This window comes from Flavobacterium sp. W21_SRS_FM6, from assembly GCF_052119645.1.
GTDB lineage: Bacteria > Pseudomonadota > Gammaproteobacteria > Enterobacterales > Alteromonadaceae > Paraglaciecola.
The window spans coordinates 363,408-388,660 of sequence record NZ_JBGQOM010000001.1 but is presented as its reverse complement, the minus strand read 5'-3'; the positions used below and the strand labels follow the sequence as shown (position 1 = coordinate 388,660).

Genomic DNA, 25,253 nt, shown 5'->3' with positions numbered 1-25,253 from the left:
GATAAAAGTAGGGTGTGACAGTTAAATTACACTCGAATGACGGATTAATGACCTATTTATTACACATTCATTACTGGGCTGTCACCACCGCGCTAGAGAGAACGGCCCAGTAATGCTGCTATTAGTAATAACGCAGATGTTCTACTTTGCCCCAAAATACTCGATATGAAAAAGCGGTATAGGCCAAGATACAAGGTATCACAATGAGCGCACCTACTAAGATAAAACGTAAGGACTCGGGAGCACTTGCTGCTTGCCAAATAGTGAGTTGCTGCGGTACTACCCAAGGAAAAAAGCTAAAAGCAAGTCCACTAAAGCAACAGATAAACAATACCAAGGTAATAACAAAGGGTAGCCAGCAACCGTGGTCATCTTTAAGTGGCAGCCGATTTAGTACCGCATTTCCTACAAATAACAACACAAAACTAATGACCGGGATTATGGCCATAAAATAGGCGTATGGAGCGCTTGTCCAACGCTCAAAAACAAAGGGATTAATTAAAGGGTTAACAATACACACGGCGATAATGCCGACAAAACTGATTTTCCCCGTAAGTTTGGCCCAGCAGATTGCTTTGAGTTGGAGCTCTCCTTCAGTTTTCATGATTAACCAAGCACTGCCTATCAAGGCATACGCACAAGTCACGCCCAAAGCGCTCAAGCCAGCAAAAAAATGTGCCTGAAGGGAGCTTTCAAAACCCATAACATACATGCCCAGCATATAGCCCTGAGCGGCAGAGGCGACAATCGAGCCCAGTTTAAAGATTTTATCCCAAGTGCGCTTGTGATCGAGGTGAACTTTGGCTCTAAAGTCAAACGCTACACCACGCAAAATCAGGCCTATCAACAAAGCAAATGCAGGGATATACAACTCCTTAAATACTAAGTTGTACGCTTCTGGAAAGGCGATGAGTAACAAGCCAACGGCTAACACTAACCATGTCTCATTGGCGTCCCAGAACGGTCCTATGGAGGCTATCATTTCGTCGCTTTGCTCTTCGTTATCTAAGGGTAAAAGCACGCCAACTCCAAGATCGTAGCCATCTAAAATGGCATACACCACCACGGCAAGGGCCATTAATCCGGCAAATATAATGGGTAAATTGTGATCGGCTATCATACAGATACCTCTGAATCAGTGTGTTGCGAAGTTAGTGGCACAAAACCTTTTTGCGCGTTGCGCTCTTCTAGTTTTATTTCTTCTATTAATACAGAATTACGCGCCATTCGAAATATTGTCTTGATATACGCTACTAGCAATAACGCGTATACCACAAGATACCCAATAAAACTGAACAGCACGTTACCAGAGGGAATATCAGTTACCGCATCGGCAGTGGTTAAAATACCACTCACTAAGTACGGTTGTCGGCCAATTTCTGTGACATACCAGCCTGCAATTGTTGCAAGCCAGCCTGAAAAGGTCATCCAAATCAGAGCCTTGACCAATACCTTAGGCAGCGGTTTATTGCGTAACACGCTAAAGCTTGCAAACCATGAAATCAGTAACATTAAGCCGCCTGTTGCTAGCATCACCCTAAATGCGTAAAACACAGGTGCTACGGGAGGATGTTCTTCAAATTCATTAATCCCTTTAACCTTGCCATGCAGTTCATGCGTGAGTATCAAACTTGCCCCATTTGGAATAGCCACTTCAAAATGATTGGTTTTTTGTTTGGCATCGGGTACCGCAAACAAGACCAAAGGTAATCCTTCTTGTGTTTCCCACGCGGCTTCCATTGCTGCCACTTTTTGTGGTTGATGCTCAAGGGTATTTAGACCATGTTGATCGCCAACGAGTATTTGAATAGGTATCAATATGGCAGCAACAATAACGGCAGACTTTAAGCTTAACTTCGGCGCTTTTTTGTCATCGCCTCGACTAATGCGATAAGCTGAGATACCTGCAATTAAAAAAGCGGCTGTCAAACCTGAAGCAAGCAAAACGTGGAGCAAGCGATAGGGCATGGAGGGATTAAATATTATTGCCCACCAATCAACCGCGTGAGCAACGCCATCGATCATTTCAAAGCCTGCAGGGGTGTGCATCCACGAATTTAGGCTGATAATCCAAAAGGCTGATAGGGTAGTGCCCACTGCGACAATTAATGTTGCCAGAGTATGCACCCAGGGCGGTACCCGATTAATACCAAAGAGCATGATGCCTAAAAATGTGGCCTCTAAGAAAAATGCCGTTAATACTTCGTAGCCGAGTAAGGGACCAGCAATATTGCCAACTGTCGCCATGAAGCCCGGCCAATTTGTACCAAATTGAAACGACATCGTTATGCCACTGACTACACCCAATGCAAAGGTTAAGGCAAATACTTTGACCCAAAATCGATAAATGCGCATCCACACCGGATGACCACTCAAATTAAAGCGTAATTTGAAATAGAATAAGAACCAGCCAAGCGCAATAGTGATACTAGGAAAAAGTATGTGAAAGCTAATATTAGCGGCAAACTGCATTCTTGAAAGCAGTAGTACATCGACCATATAATCCTCGATTATGTTGAAAGTGAATACTAATTAACTTTTTGATTTAGCCAAAAGCTTATCTTTAATATCAAGTACCTTGCCCACCCCAGAACCCAACTTCATTAGGGCATTAAGTTTTTCTGGACTTAAACGCTGTAGCTCGCTTGACCATTTTGTGATCCCTTCAAGTAAATCATGAACTTCTTGGAATTTTTGTTGCGCGTGCACCTCTTGTTGGTTAGCAGGTTCATCGAGCAGAATATCGCGCAATAAACTCAACGTTGGATCCATCTCCCGTTTACGCCGCTCTTCAAAGACCCTGTTAGCCATATCCCAAATGCTGCCATTAGCCTGAAAGTACTCTTTTCGATCACCGGGTTTGTGTTGAAGTTGCACTAAGCGCCACGCCTGCAATTCTTTTAACCCCATGCTGACGTTCCCGCGAGAAATACGTAAGGCATCGGCAATATCATTTGCTGTGATGGGTTCTTCACTCACTACTAATAGCGCCACAATTTGCCCTACTGTGCGATTAAAGCCCCATCGGCTGCCCATTTCACCAAAGTGCATTACAAATGATTCAATCATTGGAGTAAGTTGCATACATTTACCTTCTGAAATTTCAGTAATTTCTGAAAGTTTAAACATTGTTTGATTTAAGTCAATATAATTATTGGTCGACGAGCTATGCAGCGTTGGGTAGTAGGTGCTTTCTTGACGTTAACGATTAAGCGACTGAAAAGACGATGGGGCCTGAGACTTTCGACTCGCACCGGGGAATTGCTCATCCATTGGGGTAAGGTCAAACATGTGTATTTTGCCGCCAATCCGCATACCGTCGACGGGCGCTAAGTAGAATAAAAGAGTGATTATCTGCCAATTAGTGTTTAATAAAACTGCCCATTTAAGGCGAAAATAAGGACGTAAATGGCCGACTACATCAATGGGATCGAGGCACAGAACTCATCAAATTCTGTATGATTAATTCGGGCTCTGAGATGCCATATTGCAGTTTGATTTTACGAATAATTTCGGGGTGAGAGTGCATGAAATCGTTAATTTCGTCAATTAAGCCTATCTGCTTAATGGTAGATAATTTAAAATCTACCGCTGAATTCGGTAGGGTAGGATCAAAGCGAAATTGTTTAAAATCAGGGTTGTTTTGTATCTGATATTGACTAACAAAATAGTCGACTTCAGCAGCATCCACTCTGCCTAAAGCTAATAAATGAAGCTCAGCAAGCGGCGTGACCACTGAGATTAGTTTTACTTTGCCTTTTTCAATTTGTTGCAACCAGCCTAACTGAGGTGTGAACCCTAATGGAATACTTAAACGTCTAATTTTAGTTATGTCTTGATTGACTCGGGTAGCTTCTACCATTGTACCACCCAAAGTTTGTACAATCGTATCACTGTAGTATTTACCCAGTGCAAAAGCGTCAGCGTTATCAAACAAAGGGTTATCTGGATAAACTAAATCAACGGTACCTTTCTCAAGCTCCCTCTGTAGTCGTAAAACAGGCATGGTGTCGTAACTAAATTCGTGCCCGCTGTATTCGCTAAAAGCCTGGAGAACCGCCCAAATTAAACCTTTGTCAGTTTTTGATTGAAAATTATAATGAGGGTAGTAATTAAAATCTTGTGACGCGACTGTGTATTTTTCAGCTTTTAAAGGCAGGTGCCAAAAGCAAATAAACAAGAAAAATAAGCGTAGCATGCAAAACTCTTAGTGTGAAAAAACATGCTTATCTTAGCGTAGTTTGTGGTTTGATTAAACGAAAAGCCGTATGAAAGTATATTTTTTTAACCGAATGAGTTCCAGTTGAACATACCTTGACCAAGCTTCAATAACGAAGCTTGATCAAGGTATATCAAAATTTAGACTTTACTTGGATTAATGAAGTATTTAGCGCCTGTCTTTTTAGCATTGTATTGTGCAATAGTGGCGGGAGTAAGTGCCTGTTCAAAGCTTAGTTCATCAGTAAAGGTTGTAGCAAAAGTCGTTTTAATTTCATCAGCGACTTGTTTATGCAATTGAGCAACGCGTTCTGGTTGAAGTTTGCCTAAAAAGCGCATTAATAGCCAACCACCCACACTCCAGGTCATGCCGAAAGCTCGGTTTAGAATCGTTGGTGAAAAATCCAAGCCGCCATATATGTACACTTGCTTATTAGACGCTGAGCCATAAGTATTGAAACCTTTTGCATCCTTACTGCCTACGCGCTCCATTGCCGCCAGAATATCACTGACTAACTCACCACCGCCGATTGCGTCAAAAGCTAAGGTTGCACCGGTTTCTTCTATGGCCATAAGTAAGTCTTTCTTAAAGCTGGCTGCAGAAGAATCACAAATATACTGCGCGCCAATGTTTTTCAGTAGTGTGGCTTGCTGTTGATTGCGAACTACGTTGACGAGTTTTACTCCTTGGGCTAAGCAAATTTTGTTGAGCATTTGACCTAAAGCTGATGCAGCGGCCGTGTGGACTAAAGCGCTGTGACCTTCCATTCGCATGGTTTCCACCATACCCAGTGCCGTCAAAGGGTTAACAAAAGAAGAGGCGGCGTCCTTGGCTGACGTATTCTCATGATGAACGATACACGCTTGCATCGGTACGCAGCAGTATTCTGCATATGTTGCACCGGATAAAACCGCAACGGTTTTACCTATCATGGCTTGGGCGGCAGGGTGTTCTCCAGCGGCGACTACCGTGCCGGCGCCTTCATTACCAATGGGTAGTTCTTGGTCTAAACGAGATGAAATTCGGCTCAACATGCCAGGATATAGGGCTGCATGTAGCTTCATTTTGGCTTTATCGAGTGTTGCTTCTGCTAGATTAGCCGGACCAAACATTGGCCACATATCAGAGGGATTAATTGGCGCAGCTTCAATTCGTACCACAACCTCATGAGGTTTAGGAGTAGGAACGTTAACCTCACGCAGTGTCATTTCTAACTGCCCTTCTGAGGTAATCAAAGTAAATAGTTGTTTGGATGATTGCATAGTCATAACTCTCAGTAATGAAAAACGTAGTGGAGGCAGTGTAACAGCTTGTCGAAAGTGACGTTCACACACTGATGAATTGATCTCCATAAATATGACAAATATCCAAGGAGACAATGCGAAGCTGAGGGAGATAGCATCGCCAGTACGTGGCTTCACGTTATGCGAGTAAATTCAGAGTTTATTCAGTTATGGTTAAGCTCAATAACCGTATAAATGTCGCACGTTTAGCCGCTATAGAAATTAGTTTTTTCACTTAGTGCTAAACATTTTTGTGGATTTTTTATCTGAGTCAATTCGATTTTTTATTTAAGGAAAAGTAACAAATGAAAAAAATAGCTTTTGCAGCTTCACTCTTCACTATTAGTCTTATCAGCGGTGTTGCCCATGCAAATTTTAACACTGAACTCAACGGGGCAGCATTAAAAGCGGATGAGCTTAAAGTGTATTCAGTCGGTGGGAGTTACTACTTCGATAGCATCAATACAAACAAGGGGCCGCTAGCTGAAGCGAGTTTTCTTGATTTGCAAAGTTCAGTGGAAGCATTTTTTACTCGCTCTGATTTCGATGACGAGAATCTAAATAGTTGGGCAGTTGGTGGAACATACGTATTGCAAAATACAGGTTTATTTTTAAACGCTGACGTTCAGCACCTAAATGGTTATTCAGAAAATATTTATACACTGGGTGGCGGTTACTATTTAAGTCGTGATTGGTCGGTATCGGTTGATACGCAATTTGATGACGATATGAACTATCAAGCTTTTAGCTTAGCCAGTAAAAAGCTATTTGATTTAGGAGGTGATAGGTTTGTTAGTCTAGAAGGCACGTATATTAATCCTGACGACTTTGATGATAGTTTTGCCGTATCGGCTGACTATTATTTGAACCGTAATTTATCCCTTGGTTTGGGCTATGAATGGTCTGATGGTTTCAGTGATGGTTTAAGTACTGTGCGCAGCCAATGGTTTGTTAGTGAGCATTTTGCTGTATCAGCTGCAGTGTCTTATATGGATGATAATATTGGATCGACTACTCTGTACAACCTCGGTGCCACTTTGCGCTTCTAGGCTCATAATATTATGACAATATGCAAAACAAGAGCGCTCCGGCGCTCTTGTTTTTTGCTCAAATACATCCATTATCTTATGCTCAAAGTATAAGAGCACAAACTTACTTATGTTCAATAAATCATGCTAAATCAAGACTACAGTCACAAGGTGGTAATTGAGACATCTTCTATGGCTTGGGAGCCATCGCCAGCCAAAGGCATCACCCGAAAAAAACTGGAACGACAAGAAGCAGAAAGAGGCAGAGCCACCTCAATTGTGCGGTATGCACCGGGCTCAGCTTTTCCGACTCACCAACATCCTTTTGGTGAAGAAATATTCGTTTTAGAGGGCGTTTTCTCTGACGAAAACGGCGATTATCCGGCGGGAACTTATCTGCGTAATCCCGCTGGCAGTGCTCATGCGCCTTTTTCAAAAGAGGGCTGCACTTTATTGGTTAAACTTTGTTACTTTGATGCACAAGACCAACTGCAAACAGTTATTAATACTAACGAGCAGCCTTGGCTACAAGGCATGGTTGAGGGATTACATGTTATGCCCTTACATAGCTTTGAAGCACAAAATACTGCACTAGTGAAGTGGCGCAGTAATACTCGCTTTAATCCACATCGTCATTGGGGCGGGGAAGAAATATTCGTACTTAAAGGTGAGTTTTGTGATGAACACGGTCGTTATCCCGCTTTAACGTGGATCCGAAGCCCGCATTTAAGCCAGCACCAACCTTTTGTTGAAAATCAAGAGACCATTATATTGGTGAAAACCGGGCATTTACCCAACTAAGCAGGAATAAAGTCGAGATGAAAGCAGGCCACTTCTTAAAACTGATATTGAGTATAACGAGCCTAAATATGCTCGTTGCCTGCACTGCTGTCCCTGAGGGGATTAAGCCAGTGAATAATTTTGAATTACCACGATATTTAGGTAAATGGTACGAGATAGGACGTTTCGACCATTCTTTTGAAGAGGGACTACAGCAGGTAACAGCTGAATATTCAATGCGCGACGACGGTGGCGTCAGTGTGCTGAATCGAGGTTTTAATCCTAAAAAGCAAGAATGGGATGAAGCTCAAGGTAAGGCCTATTTTGTTAACAGCAGCGATGTTGGCCATTTAAAAGTGTCATTTTTTGGTCCTTTTTATGCCAGTTACGTGATATTTGAATTAGATAAACAACACTATAATTATGCGCTGATCACGGGCCCTGATCGTGACTATTTTTGGCTGTTGGCGAGAACGCCACAGCTTTCGACAGAATTGCAAGCACAACTTGTCGAGCAAGCGCGAGAAGCTGGTTTCGATACCAGTAAAATCATTTGGGTGGATCACAACAGTCAGTGAGCGTAATAATTTTTTAGGCGCGCTAATCTAAATCAATTGAGTAGTCTAGTAATCCTTATAAAAAGTAGGGATAATTACTCCTTCAAATGTCATTTAGTGCGAAGTGCGCTGTTATTACCGTTAAAGGAAGCTCAATGAGCGATTTACCCAATTGTCCCGCTTGCCAGTCAGAATACACCTACGAAGATGGCCTAAATTATATTTGCCCAGAATGCGCCCATGAATGGTCCATCGTTGCAATGCAGGAAGATGAAAAAGTGATTAAGGACTCAAATGGTAATACCTTGCAAGATGGTGACACCATTACCGTGATTAAAGATCTGAAAGTGAAGGGGTCTTCTTTGGTGGTCAAAGTAGGAACAAAAGTGAAAAACATCCGTTTAGTGGATGGCGATCATGATATCGACTGCAAAATTGATGGTATTGGAGCCATGAAATTAAAGTCGGAATTTGTCAAAAAAGTATAATTCACCCTTCTCGTAAAAGCTCCGGCAGGGATGTCGGGGTGAAAACTAGTCTTTACCAATTCTTGGCAAAATTCGCATTGAATTTTGCAACTCCACCACCGTAACGTTAAAAAACTTTAGCTATAATCAAAAGGTTTACCTTGCAGTCTATCCGATTGCCTATAGCTTGGGTGCATATATAGACATTTTAATTCAGCCCTATTTTCTTAAGTTCAGTCTTATGCGGTGGCGATTTTGACCGCAAATCTCAATCTTTTAGTTTAACCAAAAGTTCATTCTGAGCTTGTAATCGGCTAGGCAGAGCAATCCAAAAAAACAATAGTTATTTTGCACTGAAAATTACGGCATAATAGCGTGATTAAAAACGCGTAATCTATCAGTTTCAGTCAAAGGGTTTCTATGCAAACATTAACGATAACAACACCAGATGATTGGCATCTTCATTTTCGTGATGGCGACATGCTCGCTGAAACGGTGCCTGCTACCGCCCGATGTTTTTCTCGTGCGATCGTAATGCCTAACCTAGTTCCACCTGTGACGACTGCTAAAATGGCACTGGAGTACCGCGACAGAATTCTGCAAGCCAGAGGTGAGTTTCAAGGCTTTGAACCTCTGATGACTTTGTACCTAACAAACCAAACCACCGCAAAAGATATTATAGAAGCGAAACAAGCTGGCATTTTGGCTGCAAAACTCTATCCTGCTGGAGCAACGACAAATTCAGATGCCGCTGTAAAAGGCATCGAAAGTTTATACTCAGTGTTTGCTGCCATGGCTGAAGTTGGCATGTTATTGCTTGTGCATGGAGAAGTGACAGACAGTCATGTTGATATCTTTGACCGTGAGCAAGTTTTTATCGACCTCTACCTGAGTAAATTGGTCAGTGATTTCCCACAATTAAAAGTGGTTTTTGAACATATTACTACCGCAGGTGCGGTGGATTTTGTGAATGAAAGCTCGGTCAATGTCGCTGCAACCATTACCCCTCAACATTTACTGCTTAATCGCAACGATATGCTTGTGGGTGGCGTACGGCCGCATAACTATTGTTTACCTGTGCTCAAACGTAGCACTCATCAACAGGCTTTACGAGAAGCCGTTGCTAGCGGCTCGTCGCGGTTCTTCTTAGGAACGGATTCTGCGCCTCATGAAAAACATCGTAAAGAATCTGCTTGTGGTTGTGCCGGTTGCTACAGTGCTTGGAGTGCGTTAGAGCTCTATGCTCAAGTCTTTGAAGAGCTTGGCGCTTTAGATAAGCTCGAAGGTTTTGCGAGTTTTTATGGCGCTGACTTTTATGGCTTACCCCGCAACACCGACACGGTCACATTAGTAAAACAAGCGTGGCAAGTGCCTGAGTCTATTACCTTGCCGAATGAAAACCCTATCGTGCCGTTTTTTGCAGGGCAAACCATTAACTGGCAATTGCACAAAAAGTGAAATGAAGATGGTAATAGCACCTAAATTGATCTTTTTCGTATTTGTGCTGTTGTTACAAACGAAGCTTGTCCTGGCCAAACAGCCTCCATTCTGGGTCATTACCAGTTTAGAGCCACCGTTTAGTCAGCTTGATAGCCGCGGGCATTTAACTGGCCTGACTATTGATACCGTAAAAGGTATTTTACGTGAAGCAGGCATAGAGCAAGAAATATTAGTGGCACCGTGGGAGCGAGTTTTTAAAGAAGCGCAGAGTAAATCTAATGTCTTGCTTTTTTCTTTAGCGCGTTTGCCAGAACGAGAAAATGATTTTTTTTGGATAAGTCCATTAACTAACAATATTGTTGGTATTTTTAGTCTAAATGGACAGTTCGTTTCGGACATTGAACAACTTGAGGTCAATGAAAAATACGCCGTATTAGACGGTGATTATCGAATCGATGTCTTGCAGCAAGCAGGTATTAACAATATCGTAAAGTTACAAAACTGGGGGCAGGGTGTCACAGCCTTAGTCAATGGTGAAGTCAAAAACGTGTTTTTGTCGTCGATAGGAATACAGTACTTCTGTCATCAATTAAACCTTGATTGTAGCCAGGTAAAACAAAGATTTGTTTACCGGCAGGTGACCAGTTACCTTGCCCTATCGAAAGGCTCTGATATGGAAATGGTCACTAAGTTAATCGAAGCCGCAGAGAACTATAAACGTTCAGCACAGTATAGCCAGATTACTCAGCAGTGGTTAACGCTCTATCAGCAACAAAATGGCCTACATGCACATTTAGATAAGGACATAGTAAATTTATGGGCGAAACAGTAAAGCAAAACAGAACAATGCTGTAAGGGCAATAATACTGTTATTAAAAGATTGTTGTATTGGTTCTGTAGGTAAATTTAGAGTAAGGCTAAACTAAGGTGCATTATTTATGACCTTAGATTAAGTTGATGTAGATGAGTCTGCAGCACGTTTGGCTCCTGTAATTTTTAACTGAACTGTTATACTTGCGATGATAAAATCGCCACAAAGCGATAAACCTTAGCTTTAAAGATGAAGTTTGCGTGGGCTTGAGTTAAGGCAGTGATTACAGCCTTCGCTTGAGTTGGAATAAAGTTCTACCTGAGGTCACATAAGCAAACAAAATTAAACGCCAGAGCTGGATGATGTGCAGTTCTGCACAATCCATTAGCGAAAAATAAAGCAGTTGTCTTAAATGACCATTGGTGTTTTTTGCATAGTAAGCTCAGCATCGTTATTACCTAAATAGAGAATATTTTGAATAAAGAATTTGCGTCATTAGGCCTAAAAGCAGCCCTGCTCGACAATTTAGCAACCCTTGGTTTTAGTCAAATGACGGATATCCAAGCTGTCAGTTTACCGCCAATATTGGAAGGTAAAGATGTTGTGGCTAAAGCCAAGACAGGGAGCGGAAAAACCGCTGCCTTTGGTTTGGGTTTACTTCAAAACTTGCGAGTAGAGCGTTTTCGTATCCAGTCATTAGTGCTGTGTCCCACTCGCGAGCTCGCTGAGCAAGTTGCCGAAGAAATTCGCCGACTCGCCCGCGGTATCCACAATATCAAGGTACTCACACTGTGTGGTGGGGTTCCTATGGGGCCACAAATTGGTTCGTTGGAGCACGGAGCGCATATTATTGTCGGTACGCCAGGTCGCATCATTGACCACTTATCACGCCAACGCCTCGATCTGAGTGAAGTGAATACTCTGGTATTAGATGAAGCTGACCGTATGCTGGATATGGGATTTGAAGACGAAATGGCAGCGGTTGTCCGCCATATTCCACGTGATCGTCAAACTTTATTGTTTTCAGCAACCTACCCTGAATCTATTGCCCAAATAAGCGAGCAAGTACAAACTAACCCTGTTGAAGTGAGTGTTGATGCCACCCACGATACCAGCAGTATTGAACAAATCTTTTTTGAAGTTGATGAGCCGCATCGCGTAAAAGCTGTAGCGGCTTTACTAAGCCATTATCAACCTGAATCAGCGATTATTTTTTGTAATACTAAAATAGCCTGCCAAGAAGTCGCCGATGAGTTAATTAGTTTGGGCGTTTCAGCCTTGGCCTTACATGGCGATTTAGAGCAAAAAGATCGTACCCAAGTATTAACACGTTTCGCTAATAAGAGTGCTTCTGTGCTCATTGCTACTGATGTTGCTTCCCGAGGTTTGGATGTAAAAGAAGTCAATGCGGTTATCTCATATCAAATTACCCCTGATCCTGAAGTCCATGTTCATCGGATTGGTCGCACTGGTCGTGCTGATGCTAAAGGTTTAGCATTAACCTTGGTCGCACCAAAAGAAATGGCTAGAGCTAATGCTATTGAAGACTATCAAGGTAGCAAGGTTAAGTGGCTTGGTATTCAATCGATTCGCTTTCACCAAAATCGTTTGGTTGAACCTGAGTTTGTGACAGTGTGTATTGATGGCGGTAAAAAAGACAAATTACGTCCTGGCGATATTCTTGGGGCTCTAACTAAGGATGCTGATGTGCCTTTTGAAGACGTGGGTAAAATAAATGTCACTACCACTCATACTTATGTAGCGATTAAAACCAGAAGTGTAAAACGTAGTTTAAAACAATTTAGTGAAGGTAAATTAAAAGGCCGTAAATTTAAAGCACGTAAATTGAGTTAGCCAACTTTTAGCCACGCAAGAGGATTTGCAAATGAAGTATCGGGGCAGTTGTCATTGCAGGGCGCTTACCTTTGAAGTTGAAGCGCCTGATGTCATAGAAGCAGATGACTGTAATTGTTCGATATGCAGCAAATCAGGATTTTTACACTTAATTGTACCACTGAGTAAATTCAAATTACTTAGTGGTGCTAACAAACTCACTAGCTACACTTTTAATACTGGTGTGGCTAAACATACTTTTTGTTCTGTCTGTGGCGTGAAACCATTTTATACTCCGCGCTCTAATCCAGACGGCATAGATATCAATGTTCATTGCTTAGACTCTCGACCTAAATCAATTAACATAACAAAATTTGATGGGCAAAATTGGGAGCAAGGCGGCCACAAGTTAGCTCACAAAAGTGTAGAATAAAGCTTTATTTTTTGAAGTCATCATCCAGTCAAATATCTACAAACTAAGAGATTTAAGTATGAATGCCACTATTGTTGCTCTGCTTGGTTATATTGCATGGACTTTATTGTTGCTGGTGGCGCTAGCTATTTATCGTACTGATTTGGTCATGAAACGCAAAAAAGCCCCAAATGCTTTTAAGGCTGATGGCTCTGATTCGCCGCCATTTGGCCAGCGGTTAACCCGTGCTCAAGCCAATTGTGTCGAAAGTTTTGCTTTCATCGGAGGTTTGTTATTGTTTTCTTTGGCCACCAATTCCACGATGGTCACTAATGATTTCGCTTATGTTTTACTGCTAGCGCGATTTGGCCAATCAATCAGTCACTTAGTGTCTACATCAGTATTGGCGGTGCAAATACGTTTTGCTTTCTTTTTAACCCAAGTGGCTATTTGTCTATATTGGGTTGGTATGTTTGGTCTTAAATTTATAGGATTGTAGTGATGTCTGATGTCCCTTTGATACAGGATTTATTGAGTGTTTCACCTTGTGAATATGCAGAAGCTTTGCCTCGTGAACAATATATTGATCCGGCTATTCATCAGTTATGGACCCCGATGCCACGAATAGCAGGCCCCGCATTTACGGTTAAATGTGGTAAAGGTGACCATCTAAGCCTGCATGCGGCTATTTATCGTGCTAAGCCAGGCGATGTGCTGGTGGTTGAAGCCGATCACGATTTTGCCTCCACCGGCGGTAATGTATGCGCAGTGGCGAAACAACGTGGTGTTGTGGCCATGATTATTGATGGATTAGTCAGAGACATTGGTGAAATTCGCGGTATTCAATTTCCAGTTTACGCACGTGGCGTAATCCCTGTCCCTGCCGCTAAAGATAAAATTTATCCTTTTAACCAACCTATTCAATGCGGCGGGGTCACTGTTTATGCAGGCGATTATATTGTTGCAGATGAAGACGGCATTGCTGTGATCCCGCAAGCGCAACTGATACAGATTTATACCGCGGGAAAATCGCGAACTGATAAAGATGCTGCCATGGATCTAGCGCAATGGGAAAAACAACATTCGCAGAAAATTGAAGCAAAGCTTCAGGCATTAGGCTTCAACGAGTAGTTTTACAATTTCCCGCTAAAAATTTAACAACGATAGGGGCTTACGTGCGGTATCATAAGCCCACATTATTGCTGTTATTATCATGACTCTATGTTTGCATTTTTTGAACGTTTAACTAAGGCTTTTCCCACTTATACCCCGGAGCAGCCGCCCACCACCTTGTTTGCTTTTTGCCGTTATTATTCGCAAGGGATGTGGGGGGCCCTGATTGCTGTATCAATTCTAGCGGCCAGCATCGCCATGATTGAAGTCTCTATTTTTGGTTTTTTAGGCCAGCTAGTTGATTGGCTCTCTGAGCGTGATAGGGCAACCTTCTTAGAGCAAGAATTTTCTACCCTGTTATGGATGGCGGCCTTGATCCTGCTAGTGTTGCCTTGCCTTGTGATAGTGCAATCTTTGTTGACTCACCAAGCTTTGCTTGGAAATTTTCCCATGCGTATTCGCTGGCAGGCCCATCGTTATGTGATTGGTCAAAGTATGAGTTTTTTCCAAAATGAATTTGCTGGGCGTGTGGCCACCAAAGTCATGCAAACTGCCTTGGCCGTGCGAGAGGCGGTGATGAAGTCGCTAGATATCTTTGTGTATGTCAGCGTGTATTTTCTTAGCATTGTGGTGTTGGTTTTTAGTGCAGATTGGCGCTTGGCAACACCTTTGGCCCTGTGGTTTGTTATTTACGTCTTTATTTTACGTAAATTGGTTCCAAAACTAAAAAAAGTATCGCAAAAGCAAGCCGACGCCCGTTCAGTGATGACAGGACGAATTGTTGATAGTTATACCAATATTGCCACGGTTAAACTTTTTGCCCACACCAGTCGCGAAGCAGACTATGCCAAACAGGGTATGGTTGATTTTTTACATAGTGTTTATCCGCAAATGCGCTTAGTGACAGTATTAAACGCTTGTGTGTGGTTCAACAATGCATTTTTAGTATTTTGTATAAGTAGTTTGTCCATTTATCTTTGGTTGCAACAGGCAATAAGTCCTGGTGATATTGCGATTGCGGTGAGTTTAAGTTTGCGACTCAACGGTATGTCACAGTGGATAATGTGGGAAGTGTCTAATCTGTTTGAGAATATCGGTACCGTGCAGGATGGCATCAACAGCTTGTCGGTTCCGGTAGCCGTAAAAGACATCGATAATGCGCCTGAACTCAAGGTAAGTGGCGGTGCTATCGAATTTAAACAAGTAAACTTTGCTTACGAAGGGCCTGACCGCGCAGCAAATGCGGTATTTAACGAGCTCAACATTTCAATCAAGCCCGGCGAAAAAGTAGGCTTGGTAGGTCGTTCTGGCGCGGGTAAATCAAGTTTAGTGAATTTGCTGTTGCGTTTTTACGATATCCAAAGTGGTGAGATTAAAATTGACGGGCAGAATATTGCTGAGCTCAGTCAAGAAAGTCTCAGAGCAAATATCAGTATGGTCACCCAAGATACGTCCTTACTGCATCGGTCGGTGCGAGAAAACATCCTTTACGGCCGACTCGATGCCACTGAAGAAGATATGCTACGAGCAGCACGTCAGGCTGAATCTCATGAGTTCATTCAAGCGTTATCTGATGGAGAGGGGCGGGTTGGCTATGATGCTCACGTAGGCGATCGCGGTGTGAAACTTTCCGGTGGTCAGCGCCAGCGTATTGCAATAGCACGAGTTATGCTCAAAGATGCGCCTATTTTGATCCTTGATGAAGCCACATCCGCTCTTGATTCGGAAGTAGAAGCGGCTATTCAGCAGTGCCTTGATAAAATCATGGAAAATAAAACGGTGTTGGCCATTGCCCATCGTTTGTCGACCATTGCGCAAATGGACAGATTACTGATACTCGATCAAGGTCGTATTGTCGAAAGTGGCTCTCATGCCGATTTAATCGCACTAGGTGGCATCTACGCAAAACTATGGGCTCATCAGACCGGTGGTTTTATCGGCCTAGAGTAATATAATCGCCTGAGCTTACTTTGCCCCAGCAGTGAAGTAAGCTCACTTCCTTTGCACTATCTTACCCGATTTACAGTCATGCCCAATTGAGCTAAATGATTATCAAGGTATTTCAACTCATTGTTTAATACAGTGGAGTGAAACTGCGCTCTACTATGCTTTTTTTATCCGCCATGTTCTTTTGCCTAGTTGCATCATTTTTGCACAATCTGCACAACACCAATGCATTAACCTAGACCGGATGGTCTAAAATAAGTAATTTTTTAATCTAACTCATTGTTTTTAATTGACTTTCAATGTTTGGCTTAGTTTGTGCTAAATCATACTGAGAGCAAAGGGTTGCTTGCTTGTCATCAGTGGCACAAACGGTGCGCCTTGATGTGGCGTGAAAATCGATAACAAAAACAAAAGTGAGACGATTATGGACGTGGGTATATTTATTCCAATTGGCAACAACGGCTGGTTAATTTCCAGTACGTCACCACAATACAAACCAAGCTTTGATTTGAATAAAGAGATAGTGCAAAAAGCCGAGCACTACGGAATGGATTTCGCGTTGTCGATGATAAAATTGAGGGGCTTTGGTGGTAAAACCGAGTTTTGGGATTATAACCTAGAGTCTTTCACTCTGATGGCTGGTTTGGCAGCGGTCACGCAAAAAATAAAACTATATGCGACTGCTGCCACACTGGTTATGCCTCCAGCGATTATGGCTAGAATGACCACAACTATCGACTCCATCTCCCATGGTCGTTTTGGTGTTAACTTAATTACCGGCTGGCAACGTCCTGAATATTCGCAAATGGGAATGTGGCCTGGAGATGAGTTTTTCTCGAATCGCTACGAATATCTTGCTGAGTATATTCAAGTGTGTAAAGAACTTTGGACTACTGGGCGCAGTGATTTTAAAGGTGAGCATTTCAAAATGGATGATTGCCACATGCTACCTAAACCGCAAGCAGATATTCCCATTATTTGTGCCGGGCAAAGTGCCGCAGGAATGGAGTTTTCCGCTCAGCATGCCAACTATAACTTCTGTTTTGGCAAAGGATTAAACACGCCAACCGCTTTTGCACCAACCGCCCAAAGATTAAAACAAGTAGCTGATAATATTGGCCGCAAGGTCGGTTCAGTTGTCCTAATTATGGTCATCGCAGATGAAACTGACGAGCTGGCGATGGCTAAATGGGAGCGTTATAAAGCGGGTAAAGATCAAGATGCCCTTGATTGGATGACAACCCAAGGCGCAGTAGATAAAAAATCCGGTAAAGACACCAATGTACGTGACATGACCGATCCTACTTCAGCAGTAAATTTAAATATGGGAACCTTAGTCGGCTCCTTTGCCTCAGTGGCAGCGATGTTAGATGAAATTGATACTGTTGACGGCTGTGAAGGGGTATTACTGACGTTTGATGATTTTATTCAGGGTATGGATGACTACGGTCAAAAAATTCAACCGTTGATGAAGTCTCGTCAGCATATCATCGCGTCTAAGTGTGAGCAGGTAGCCTAATGCCGACCGTCACTGAATTTACCGTTGCGGGTTACTGCTCAGGTACTGAGGTGGGTGAGGTTATCCTTCCCGCACAGCCAGAGCCTTTAGCTTTGAAACTGAGCGAAAGCGCTTTAATCGTCGTCGATATGCAAAACGCTTATGCCTCTAAAAATGGCTATTTAGACAAAGCAGGCTTTGACATTTCAAGCACCGGGCCTGTGATTGAGCAAACCGCTAAAGCAATAGAAATGGCTCGAAAAGCCGGTATGCACATTGTGTTTTTTCAAAATGGCTGGGATCAACAATATAGCGAAGCGGGGGGCCCTGGTTCACCCAATTGGTATAAATCTAACGCCCTAAAGACCATGCGTAAACACCCAGAGTTAATGGGCACTTTGTTGGCAAAAGGAACATGGGATTATCAGCTAGTTGATGAGTTGCAACCGCAGGAAGGTGACATTGTTATTCCTAAGACTCGGTATAGCGGCTTTTACAATACCAACTTAGACAGCATGTTGCGCAGCCGTGGCATTCGTAACTTAGTGTTTACCGGTATTGCCACCAATGTATGCGTGGAGTCCACCTTACGAGACGGATTTTTTCTAGAATACTTTGGGGTTGTGCTGGCTGATGCTACTCATCAAGCGGGTTCAAGTGCCATCCAAGAGTCGTCGCTATTTAACATAGCCACGTTTTTTGGTTGGGTATCAACGGTAGAAGCGTTTAACCAAACCATTAATAGCAAAATTGCTTAAGTGCAATTTGTTACTACTACGTATTTTCAAATAGGGAAACAGCATGACTAAAAAATCGATTATCCCCCCAGGTACAGGCAAGCCTTTAGCGCCCTATGTCCCAGGTTCAATGGCAGATAACATCCTGTATGTTTCAGGTACATTAGCCTTTGATAAAGAAAACAACGTGGTACATGTCGGTGATGCAGAAGCGCAAACTCGTCATGTATTAGAGACGATTAAAGGAGTGGTAGAAGCTGCTGGAGGCACGATGGATGATGTTACGTTTAACACTATTATGCTGACTAACTGGGACGACTATCCAGCCTTGAATAAAGTATATGCAGAGTATTTTCCTGGTGAAAAACCTGCTCGGTATTGCATTCAGTGTGGCTTAGTTAAACCTGATGCCTTGGTAGAAATTGCCAGCATTGCACATATTGCTTAGCGTTAGGTGATGAGAGTGGACTTAACTTTCAAGTTAGTTGGGAGCTTAGTCATCAGCGCATACGCTGACTTTGGGCGGCATGAGGCATGTAATGTATTTTGAACGACTACCAGCTAAAAAAGCTAGGGCTGCAACGGTTGTGTTAAGCTCAGGATTGGGGGGCTCAGCGCATTTCTGGCAAAGACAACTAGAAGCTTTGCGCACCGATTACCACGTTATTGTTTATGATCAGCTTGGTACAGGACGCAGCCCTGCAGGTTTGCCCAAGGACTATTCCATACAGCATATGAGTGACGAATTATCACAATTGCTTGATTCACTCGACATTACCCAATGCCATTTTGTTGGTCATGCGCTAGGTGGTTTAGTGGGTATGCAGCTAGCCGCAGACCGTCCAGCAATATTGCAATCTATGGTGCTGATAAATGCGTGGAGTAGCCCCAATCCTCATACCTTACGTTGCTTCAATATAAGAAAGGCGATATTAGAGAGTTGTTCTGCAGAAATTTATCTGCAGACCCAAGCCCTGCTTTTGTATCCGCCAGATTGGATCGTAAACAATATTAATTTACTGCAAAAGGAAGAACAGCTTGCTTTGAGACACTTTCCTGACAAAACAAATTTGTTAGCGCGGATCAGTGCTTTAAGTCAGTTTGATAATGAGGCACAGCTACGTGACATTCACGTTCCAACATTGGTTGTTGCCAACAAAGATGACATGTTAGTGCCTTGGCAGCGCTCCCAGTGGTTGGCAAACAAACTACCGGCGGCTACCTTAACGTTATTTGATTACGGCGGTCATGCGTCAAGCATTACCACCCCTGAAACTTTTAATTCATTATTATTGGAGCAACTAGGTCGATTTTCTGTGGCGTAAACGCAGATTATTGCACCTGATTAGATAAACATTATGACAACACCATTAGATACATCATCACTTGAACAGCTTTTTAGTGAAGCCCATACCCACGTAAGCTGGCAAGACAAAGTGATTCCTGAATCGCTAATTCATCAGCTTTACGATTTAGTTAAGCTTGGTCCTACCTCTGCAAATTGTTGTCCAGCTCGTTTTGTATTTATTACCTCCAATGAGGGCAGAGAAAAGCTAAAGCCTGCATTGTCGAGCGGTAACTTAGAAAAAACTATGACAGCGCCGTGCACCGTGATCGTGGCCTATGATGAAACATTTTACGAGCACTTACCCATGCTGTTTCCTTATGCGGATGCTAAAAGTTGGTTTACTTCTAGCCCTGAAGCGGCTTATGAAACCGCGATACGCAATAGTTCTTTGCAAGGTGCCTATTTGATTAGCGCGGCTAGGGCGCTTGGCTTAGATACTGGGCCGATGTCAGGTTTCGATGCTAAACGATTAAATGAACTCTTTTTTGCTGATAGCTCTTGGAAAGTAAACTTTTTAATCAACTTGGGCTACGGCGATGGTCTGAAAGTACACAAACGTTTACCCCGTCTTGAATTTGAACAATCTTGTCAGATTCTATAAACACAACCCAATAAAATAAGGAGTTCAGTCTGCATGAGCGCACTAAGTAATCTAAAAATGGACGATGCTGCCAAGTGCATTTCGGCTGACGCATTTCGTAATGGCATGGCGTGTTTGCCCGGCGCAGTAAATATCGTAACAACGAACTTAGGTGCTGAAAAAGCGGGATTTACTGCCACGGCAGTTTGTAGTGTTAGTGATAATCCCCCAACGTTGCTGGTGTGTTTGAACCGCAGTGCCTCAGTTCATCAACGTTTTAGCCAAGCAACAAACCTAGCGATTAATACCTTAGGTGCAGGTCAAGATGCTTTGTCTAATGTCTTTGGTGGTAAAGCGCCCATGGAAGAGCGTTTTGCTCAAGGGCAGTGGGATACGTTAGTCACGGGAGCCCCGATTTTAGCAAGCGCTGCAGTCTCATTTGACTGCAAAATAACCGCAAGACAGAGTGTCGCAACCCATGATGTATTTTTCTGCGAGGTACTTGCTATTAAACAAAATGATGAAGCAGGTGCACTTTTGTACTTCCAACGTGCTTATCATCACCTCGAAAAATAAATTGCACTGGTTATTTTAATCCACCCAAAGCCGCACGAACATTCGCTGTATTCAAAACACCCAGCTGTGTTTGTGTTAAGGCTATCTTAATTTTTTCCCAGTCATACATTGCAAGGATATTCAATGGCTATCATCGGTCACTTTATAAATGGTCAGTTAACGACACCACAAGAACGCACGCAAAATGTATACAATCCGGCAACGGGTGAAATTGCCAACAGTGTGCTATTGGCATCAAAACAAACCCTTGATCAGGCCATTACTAGCGCACAAGCGGCTTTTCCTGGTTGGCGTAATACACCGGTCATAAAGCGGGCGCGTATTATGTTTAAGTTTAAACAACTCTTAGAAGAACACGCCGAAACAATTGCACAACTAATCGGTCAAGAGCACGGTAAGATTAGTCATGATGCTGCAGGTGAAATTCAAAGGGGCATTGAAAATGTTGAATTTGCTTGTGGAGCGCCGCAATTTTTAAAAGGTGAGCACAGTAAAAATGTGGGGCCTAATATTGATTCATGGAGTGAGTTTCAACCACTCGGTGTTGTGACTGGCATTACACCCTTTAATTTTCCTGCAATGGTACCTCTGTGGATGTTTCCGCTGGCCATTGTATGTGGCAATACCTTCATACTAAAACCTTCTGAACGGGATCCTAGCACAGCGCTATACATTGCCCAGTTATTAAGCGAAGCAGGATTACCCAAAGGGGTATTAAATGTGGTCAATGGTGATAAAGAAGCTGTTGATTTATTGTTGACTGATTCTCGCGTCAAAGCGGTGAGTTTTGTTGGTTCAACGCCTATTGCTGAGTATATCTATTCAACGGCGAGTGCAAATGGTAAGCGTTGCCAAGCGCTTGGTGGCGCGAAGAATCACGCGATTGTCATGCCTGATGCCGACATGGATAATGCGGTTAATCAGCTATTAGGCGCTGCCTTTGGCTCTTCTGGCGAGCGCTGCATGGCGCTATCTGTAGTGGTGGCTGTTGGCCAAAAGGCCGCAGACGACTTGGTCGCCAAAATGCATAAGGCCATGACCAATCTCAACGTTGGTGCTTTTGATAAACCGAGCAATGATTTTGGGCCCTTAATTACCGCCGAACATCGTGCCAAGGTCATCGCCTACATTACAGGTGCCGAACAGCAAGGCGCTAAAATTGTAGTAGACGGGCGGGACTTAAAAGTTAGCGGTCATGAAAACGGATTTTTTGTCGGCGCTACCCTGATAGATGGGGTCACTGCCGACATGGACAGTTATCAAGCTGAAATCTTTGGTCCTGTTCTGCAAGTAATGCGCGTTGATACAATGGAACAAGCGATGCAACTCATTGATGAACATGAATATGGCAATGGAACCTGCATCTTCACTCGAGATGGTGAGGCTGCCCGTTATTTTTCAGACCACATTCAGGTTGGTATGGTGGGTATTAATGTCCCTTTACCTGTTCCGGTGGCGTACCACAGCTTCGGAGGCTGGAAACGTTCATTATTTGGTGATTTACATGCGTATGGGCCGGATGGGGTGCGGTTTTATACGAAGCGTAAAACCATTACTCAGCGTTGGCCATCGAGTGGTATACGTGAAGGTGTCAGCTTTACCTTTCCATCTTAATTAGCTAGCCAAAATCAAAAAAAGGACCATAAGTGTAAAACACACTATGGTCCGCCTTCTAAGAGATTGTAGTTTACTGCGAGGCCTTTTATTCTTATATATTGGTCGCCGTGTGGCTAGCCTGTAAACTTAATGAGGCTGAGGTTCTATAGGCGTATATTGCTTTTTTTACCATAGCACCTACACTAACTTTGCCTTTCTATTATTAAGCCATTTCCAAAAACTTGTTTTACCCCAAAACCATCGATACCAAAAGCCGTTAATTTTGACGCACAATAATTTACATAAGGGGATAAGTTTGCAAATAGTCTTCGCAAGCCTAGTGATTTTGTGGTGCACGTCTTTTACTATTTATAGCCAAGAATTAGTCAGGCCAAAAAAAATGACGTTCTATTACGTCAACCACCCGGTTATAGTGGCTGAATTAATACCTATCATCCAAAAAGCTTATGACAGTCTTGGTATTAAAACAGAATTTGTAGAACAGCCGTCTAACCGCAATCTCAGAGCGATTAAAAATGGACTCGTGGATGGCGACGTGGTTTTTAGCCGTCTACTGCTGAAAGACTATCCAGAATTTGTGTTGGTAGAACCCCCTTTAGTCAGCTCAGTTTTTGTCGTGTTGTGCCAACCCCACCTCACCTGCGATGCTAGCATTCTGAGAGACCCAAAAAAACTATTAGTGTCAACTGCAGCCAGTCAAAGTGGTTTAAACCGATGGTATGGTAAGCAATTAGAAATTAGCTTTTATTTGATTAATAATCTTGCCGTAATCCCACAATTAATTACGGAAAAGCGCTTTGAATACGGGGTTTACATACTAACAGAAGAGCTTATGGGGAAAGTGGATAAACTCAGTTACCGCTTTTTTGAATTATTTAGAACCGACTCATTCCATATTCTGCACCCTAAATACCAGTTTTTAAAAGCCGATGTCGAACAAGCTATTAGCCAAGTGATAGCGGAATCGAACGTCGCTGATCAAGTAGATAACGATAGATAATCTTAGAGCATTCAGCGCGTTTTAACGTCCTTAGCTTGACTAAATAGCTTGATCAAGATCAGTTGTTGTATAAAGCCTTTTAATCAGTATAATACGCGTCCCGCCTTGATAGTGATTCAGAATTTTTCCTAAAAAATCTATAATTACCCAAGGCTGATGTAACTAAAATGTAGGCTTTCTCTTTAGGAAGGCAACGAGATTTTAGGGGCGTAGTTCCAATTGGTAGAACAGCGGTCTCCAAAACCGATGGTTGGGGGTTCGAATCCCTCCGCCCCTGCCACTTTAGGCAATATGTGACAGACTTTAAGCGTTCAGAAAACGGCTTATGAGTCCAACTAAATAGAATGAGAATTAGGGTCTAGCATGAGCGAAAACACAGAAAATAACTCCAACCCATTAGACGTAGTCAAATGGTTGGTAGCCTTAGGTATATTGGGCGGTATTGTTGCAGCCAACCATCTGTTCGCAGAAGAGTCAGTTGTAATCCGTGCTTCGATTGCTGTAATTGCTGTCGCTGTTGCGCTTTTTATCGCAGCGACTACAACCAAAGGTAGTGCATTTATTACGTTTGCTAAAGATGCTCGAATTGAAGTGCGCAAAGTGGTTTGGCCAACACGCCAAGAAACAACTCAAACAACCATCATTGTGCTTATTGCAACGGCTGTCATGTCTCTTTTGCTATATCTGCTGGATATGGTGATTGTTGAGTTGGTCTCATTAATAACTGGTTTGGGAATATAAACGATGTCAGACAAAAAATGGTACGTCGTACAAGCCTTTTCTGGCTACGAAGGTAGAGTTCAAAAAACCTTACTTGAACACATTAAAATGAACGCGATGGAAGACTACTTTGGCGATATTTTAGTTCCGACTGAGGAAGTGGTAGAAATGCGCTCTGGTCAACAACGTAAGAGCGAACGCAAATTTTTCCCTGGTTATGTATTGGTACAAATGGATATGAATGAAGATTCATGGCATTTAGTGAAAAGTATCCCTCGTGTATTAGGTTTTATTGGTGGCACATCGGATCGTCCCGCGCCCATTACAACCAAAGAAGCAAATGCCATTCTTAACCGTTTAGAAGAGTCACATGACAAGCCTAAACCTAAAACCATGTTTGAACCTGGTGAAGTGGTTCGTGTTACTGAAGGCCCGTTTGCTGACTTTAATGGCGTAGTTGAAGTAGTCGATTATGAAAAAAGCCGCCTGAAAGTATCAGTATTGATTTTTGGTCGCTCGACACCTGTAGAATTAGAGTTTGGTCAAGTAGAAAAAGGCTAATTCCTTCAACCTCATCGGTTTATAATCTATAAAAGATGCCTTTATGGCATCTTTTTATTTTCAGCAACAGAAGAACGAATCTCGTTGATAAAATAAGATGGGGGTTGGCACTTAGTACGCGGCGTCATTATCAATAAACCGCACAAGCATAAAAGCATAAAAAGTCAACAATAGCACTTGTGTTGCCCTTGGGCTTCATCTATAATTTGCGCCCTTTTTATGGAACGGGAAGCCGATTGAGTAATCATCCTCAGTGATTACGAGGCGTTTAACCCAAATTTGAGAGTATGAATCATGGCAAAGAAAGTCACTGGCTTAATTAAGCTACAGGTTGCAGCTGGCGCTGCTAACCCAAGTCCACCAGTTGGTCCTGCGTTGGGTCAAAAAGGTGTTAACATCATGGAATTCTGTAAGGCATTTAATGCTAAAACAGCTGACATGGAGAAAGGCTCTCCAGTTCCTGTTGTTATCACTGTATATGAAGATCGTTCATTTACCTTTGAAACTAAAACACCTCCAGCTTCTTATTTATTGAAAAAAGCCGCAGGTATCAAGAGTGGTTCTGGTCGTCCAAATACTGAAAAAGTAGGCAAGGTGACTCGCGCGCAATTAGAAGATATTGCTAAAGCGAAAGAATCAGATCTTACAGCAGCAAGTTTAGATGCAGCTGTTAATACCATCGCTGGCTCTGCACGCAGCATGGGCTTAGTAGTAGAAGGATAAGAC

General features: G+C 42.7%; 27 protein-coding genes and 1 tRNA gene. 23 read left to right on the top strand and 5 right to left on the bottom strand.

What is annotated here, in order from left to right; genetic code table 11:
- Positions 1–121 precede the first annotated feature (121 nt).
- From cydB to ACEN2L_RS01680, 5 genes are all read right to left on the bottom strand, one after another.
- On the bottom strand, positions 122–1,120 hold the full coding sequence (gene cydB / locus ACEN2L_RS01700; RefSeq protein WP_441741474.1) for a cytochrome d ubiquinol oxidase subunit II: 999 nt from the start codon (positions 1,118–1,120) through the stop codon (positions 122–124).
- Entirely contained in the window at positions 1,117–2,499 is a 1,383-nt protein-coding gene (locus ACEN2L_RS01695) for a cytochrome ubiquinol oxidase subunit I (protein WP_441741473.1), read from the bottom strand. The genes cydB and ACEN2L_RS01695 overlap by 4 nt, the downstream gene beginning before the upstream one ends.
- Before the next feature lie 33 nt (positions 2,500–2,532).
- Positions 2,533–3,084, bottom strand: a complete 552-nt coding sequence (locus ACEN2L_RS01690; RefSeq protein ID WP_306022866.1) for a GbsR/MarR family transcriptional regulator — start codon at positions 3,082–3,084, stop codon at positions 2,533–2,535.
- A 337-nt stretch (positions 3,085–3,421) separates the two neighbouring features.
- A complete protein-coding gene (locus tag ACEN2L_RS01685) occupies positions 3,422–4,198 on the bottom strand; it encodes a hypothetical protein (protein WP_441741472.1) in 777 nt (258 codons plus the stop codon).
- A gap of 161 nt (positions 4,199–4,359) precedes the next feature.
- Positions 4,360–5,481 carry a zinc-binding dehydrogenase gene (locus tag ACEN2L_RS01680; protein WP_441741471.1) on the bottom strand — a complete coding sequence of 374 codons (1,122 nt, stop codon included), beginning with the start codon at positions 5,479–5,481 and terminating at the stop codon, positions 4,360–4,362.
- Positions 5,482–5,807: 326 nt separating this feature from the next.
- Here ACEN2L_RS01680 and ACEN2L_RS01675 point away from each other — a divergent pair, with 326 nt between their 5' ends.
- The 23 genes from ACEN2L_RS01675 to rplK all read left to right on the top strand — a co-directional run bounded on the left by ACEN2L_RS01675 (position 5,808) and on the right by rplK (position 25,250).
- Positions 5,808–6,551, top strand: coding sequence for a putative porin (locus ACEN2L_RS01675; RefSeq protein ID WP_441741470.1), 744 nt, complete (start codon positions 5,808–5,810; stop codon positions 6,549–6,551).
- Positions 6,552–6,674: 123 nt separating this feature from the next.
- On the top strand, positions 6,675–7,331 hold the full coding sequence (locus ACEN2L_RS01670) for a cupin domain-containing protein (protein ID WP_306022862.1): 657 nt from the start codon (positions 6,675–6,677) through the stop codon (positions 7,329–7,331).
- A gap of 110 nt (positions 7,332–7,441) precedes the next feature.
- Positions 7,442–7,888: a lipocalin family protein gene (locus ACEN2L_RS01665; RefSeq protein WP_441741469.1), complete on the top strand. Its 447-nt coding sequence runs from the start codon at positions 7,442–7,444 to the stop codon at positions 7,886–7,888.
- Between the two features lie 134 nt (positions 7,889–8,022).
- Entirely contained in the window at positions 8,023–8,355 is a 333-nt protein-coding gene (locus tag ACEN2L_RS01660; RefSeq protein ID WP_306022860.1) for a zinc ribbon domain-containing protein YjdM, read from the top strand.
- A gap of 399 nt (positions 8,356–8,754) precedes the next feature.
- The gene (gene pyrC / locus ACEN2L_RS01655) at positions 8,755–9,792 is read left to right on the top strand and encodes a dihydroorotase (protein ID WP_441741468.1); all 1,038 of its coding nucleotides are present in this window, start codon (positions 8,755–8,757) and stop codon (positions 9,790–9,792) included.
- Between the two features lie 7 nt (positions 9,793–9,799).
- Entirely contained in the window at positions 9,800–10,606 is an 807-nt protein-coding gene (locus ACEN2L_RS01650) for a substrate-binding periplasmic protein (RefSeq protein WP_441741467.1), read from the top strand.
- Between the two features lie 453 nt (positions 10,607–11,059).
- Positions 11,060–12,439 carry an ATP-dependent RNA helicase DbpA gene (dbpA, locus tag ACEN2L_RS01645; protein WP_441741466.1) on the top strand — a complete coding sequence of 460 codons (1,380 nt, stop codon included), beginning with the start codon at positions 11,060–11,062 and terminating at the stop codon, positions 12,437–12,439.
- A 31-nt stretch (positions 12,440–12,470) separates the two neighbouring features.
- Complete coding sequence (locus tag ACEN2L_RS01640) at positions 12,471–12,851, top strand: GFA family protein (protein WP_441741465.1); 381 nt, start codon at positions 12,471–12,473, stop codon at positions 12,849–12,851.
- Between the two features lie 58 nt (positions 12,852–12,909).
- On the top strand, positions 12,910–13,329 hold the full coding sequence (locus ACEN2L_RS01635) for an MAPEG family protein (RefSeq protein ID WP_441741464.1): 420 nt from the start codon (positions 12,910–12,912) through the stop codon (positions 13,327–13,329).
- A 2-nt stretch (positions 13,330–13,331) separates the two neighbouring features.
- Positions 13,332–13,961 (top strand): RraA family protein, encoded by a 630-nt coding sequence (locus ACEN2L_RS01630; RefSeq protein WP_441741463.1) that lies wholly within the window; start codon positions 13,332–13,334, stop codon positions 13,959–13,961.
- Positions 13,962–14,051: 90 nt separating this feature from the next.
- On the top strand, positions 14,052–15,893 hold the full coding sequence (locus tag ACEN2L_RS01625; RefSeq protein ID WP_441741462.1) for an ABC transporter ATP-binding protein: 1,842 nt from the start codon (positions 14,052–14,054) through the stop codon (positions 15,891–15,893).
- Between the two features lie 385 nt (positions 15,894–16,278).
- A complete protein-coding gene (rutA, locus tag ACEN2L_RS01620) occupies positions 16,279–17,409 on the top strand; it encodes a pyrimidine utilization protein A (RefSeq protein WP_306022852.1) in 1,131 nt (376 codons plus the stop codon).
- Positions 17,409–18,146: a pyrimidine utilization protein B gene (gene rutB, locus ACEN2L_RS01615; protein WP_441741461.1), complete on the top strand. Its 738-nt coding sequence runs from the start codon at positions 17,409–17,411 to the stop codon at positions 18,144–18,146. Before rutA ends, rutB begins: the two co-directional genes overlap by 1 nt.
- 43 nt (positions 18,147–18,189) lie before the next feature.
- A complete protein-coding gene (rutC, locus tag ACEN2L_RS01610) occupies positions 18,190–18,573 on the top strand; it encodes a pyrimidine utilization protein C (RefSeq protein WP_306022850.1) in 384 nt (127 codons plus the stop codon).
- Positions 18,574–18,664: 91 nt separating this feature from the next.
- The gene (gene rutD / locus ACEN2L_RS01605) at positions 18,665–19,450 is read left to right on the top strand and encodes a pyrimidine utilization protein D (RefSeq protein WP_441741460.1); all 786 of its coding nucleotides are present in this window, start codon (positions 18,665–18,667) and stop codon (positions 19,448–19,450) included.
- 33 nt (positions 19,451–19,483) lie between these two features.
- Entirely contained in the window at positions 19,484–20,074 is a 591-nt protein-coding gene (locus ACEN2L_RS01600; RefSeq protein ID WP_441741459.1) for a malonic semialdehyde reductase, read from the top strand.
- A gap of 33 nt (positions 20,075–20,107) precedes the next feature.
- Positions 20,108–20,629 (top strand): flavin reductase, encoded by a 522-nt coding sequence (locus ACEN2L_RS01595; RefSeq protein WP_441741458.1) that lies wholly within the window; start codon positions 20,108–20,110, stop codon positions 20,627–20,629.
- Positions 20,630–20,752: 123 nt separating this feature from the next.
- Positions 20,753–22,243 (top strand): CoA-acylating methylmalonate-semialdehyde dehydrogenase, encoded by a 1,491-nt coding sequence (locus tag ACEN2L_RS01590; protein WP_441741457.1) that lies wholly within the window; start codon positions 20,753–20,755, stop codon positions 22,241–22,243.
- A 298-nt stretch (positions 22,244–22,541) separates the two neighbouring features.
- A complete protein-coding gene (locus tag ACEN2L_RS01585; RefSeq protein ID WP_441741456.1) occupies positions 22,542–23,246 on the top strand; it encodes a hypothetical protein in 705 nt (234 codons plus the stop codon).
- A gap of 203 nt (positions 23,247–23,449) precedes the next feature.
- A tRNA-Trp gene (locus tag ACEN2L_RS01580) sits at positions 23,450–23,526 on the top strand.
- A gap of 83 nt (positions 23,527–23,609) precedes the next feature.
- Entirely contained in the window at positions 23,610–23,987 is a 378-nt protein-coding gene (secE, locus tag ACEN2L_RS01575; protein ID WP_306022844.1) for a preprotein translocase subunit SecE, read from the top strand.
- Positions 23,988–23,990: 3 nt separating this feature from the next.
- The gene (gene nusG, locus ACEN2L_RS01570) at positions 23,991–24,527 is read left to right on the top strand and encodes a transcription termination/antitermination protein NusG (protein ID WP_306022843.1); all 537 of its coding nucleotides are present in this window, start codon (positions 23,991–23,993) and stop codon (positions 24,525–24,527) included.
- Positions 24,528–24,821: 294 nt separating this feature from the next.
- Positions 24,822–25,250: a 50S ribosomal protein L11 gene (gene rplK / locus ACEN2L_RS01565; protein WP_306022842.1), complete on the top strand. Its 429-nt coding sequence runs from the start codon at positions 24,822–24,824 to the stop codon at positions 25,248–25,250.
- Positions 25,251–25,253: the final 3 nt, after the last annotated feature.